Source organism: Halomonas sp. 3D7M (genome assembly GCF_014897885.1).
Lineage (GTDB): Bacteria > Pseudomonadota > Gammaproteobacteria > Pseudomonadales > Halomonadaceae > Vreelandella.
The window spans coordinates 1-1,625 of record NZ_JABUZF010000185.1 but is presented as its reverse complement, the minus strand read 5'-3'; the positions used below and the strand labels follow the sequence as shown (position 1 = coordinate 1,625).

Annotated in this window: 1 protein-coding gene; it reads left to right on the top strand. The window is 46.9% G+C overall.

From position 1 onward, the window contains the following. The first annotated feature begins 83 nt into the window (after positions 1 to 83). On the top strand, positions 84 to 1,169 hold the full coding sequence (locus tag INT22_RS10575) for a hypothetical protein (RefSeq protein WP_193068197.1): 1,086 nt from the start codon (positions 84 to 86) through the stop codon (positions 1,167 to 1,169). Positions 1,170 to 1,625: the final 456 nt, after the last annotated feature.

Genomic DNA, 1,625 nt, shown 5'->3' with positions numbered 1-1,625 from the left:
GGGCTGGATTTCTCTTTACCGTGTAATTGATTAAACTAAACACCAGGTTGTTTAGGGTGAATAATTATTAATTGGAAGATTTTATGCCTGAAGAAATAGTCAAAAATCAGAATTTTTCTATATATCGGCATGTTCCGGTCAAAATTGACTCCCAATGTCAGGATGTCGTAGTTGTTACCTTCGATAATATTGCTGGGGGCTTGAAGCCTAAAGGTTTCGGAACCGAATTTCTCCTAAAATGCGGTGTTGAAAGCTTTTTTGTATCGCATCGAGGTGGGTCATTTTTTCAGGATCTTCCCGATTATGAGTTGAAGAAGCATATTGGCGATTACCTCTCTGATAAAAGAGTGATTTCTTATGGTTCGAGCTTGGGCGGGTATGCTGCAATATACTACTCTGGTGTGCTTGGAAGTAAGCCATTAGCATTCTCTCCTAGGTGTAGTGCTGATCCACTCTATACTGATTTTCAGCGTTGGGGTGTCAATTTCAAGCATGATTTTATTGATGAGAAAAACCTTGGAGGAGCTTTATCTCCAGTTGTAGTAATTGATCCTCATGTTGAAAAGGATAAGCTATACCTGGACTCTAGAATTTACCCCGCTTATGGTGGTAATTTAAATGTTGTTGAAATGCCTCATGTTAATCATGGGACGGCTGAAGCAATGTTGGCGCAGGGTGTATTAAAAGATTTTGTTTTAAGTGTTATCTTGAGGGGGGAGGTTAAAGATATTTGTTTTGATCCATGGAAAAACCCATATAGCCTAGGTGAGATGGCATTTAAATATGCTAGGGCGAAAAATTTTCCATTAGCTAATAAGTGTTTGCAAAGCCTTGTTGGTTTAGGTGCCCCTAGGGGGGTGAGTAGGCTTCGCTCATATGAGCTTCTTGTCAGGTATGGAAAGCTGAGACATAAGATTTCACGAAAAGAGATATTTGCTTCTGAAGTCAAGGCGGCTCATGAGGTTTTCTTTAAGAAAGTGAAGTCGGCCAAGAATCAGAAAGAGGCTTTGCTTTTCGAGTTTCAAATGCATGTTTGGCTTTTGAACTATAGCTTGGCTAGTGCGCTGGCTGATCAGGTCGCTAGATTTTATCCAAGCTATGCAAAAGAGCACCGCATGCTTGAGCTTTCGAAGAAGTATATTGACAATTCAAAAGAATGGGTTTTATAAAATTGCTACCTGAGTTAATTCACGGTGGCCCCTGCGCTTAGGCGCTCGGGCCACCGTTGTTTTATGCCGCGTTGGCTGGGCCATTGATCACCTTGCCGCTGGAATATCTGGCCCCCGATTCACTCTTCACCCCTCACTACTCACTCTATTACCGGATTTACCATGTGCGGAATTGTCGGCGCCGTGGGCGCAACGGAATGTACCCCCTTTCTTATCTCGGGCCTGAAGACCCTGGAGTACCGCGGCTACGACTCGGCGGGGCTGGCCCTGCTGGACGGTGCCGGTGCCTTGGTGCGGGCCCGGGCCAAGGGGCGGGTGTCGGAGCTGGAAAGCCGCGTGGCCGAGCAGGGCGTGGCGGGGCACGTGCGTGGGCATCGCCCATACCCGCTGGGCCACCCACGGCGTGCCGGCGGAGCGTAACGCCCACCCCCACGGTGATTTTCAACCCAGTTGTCC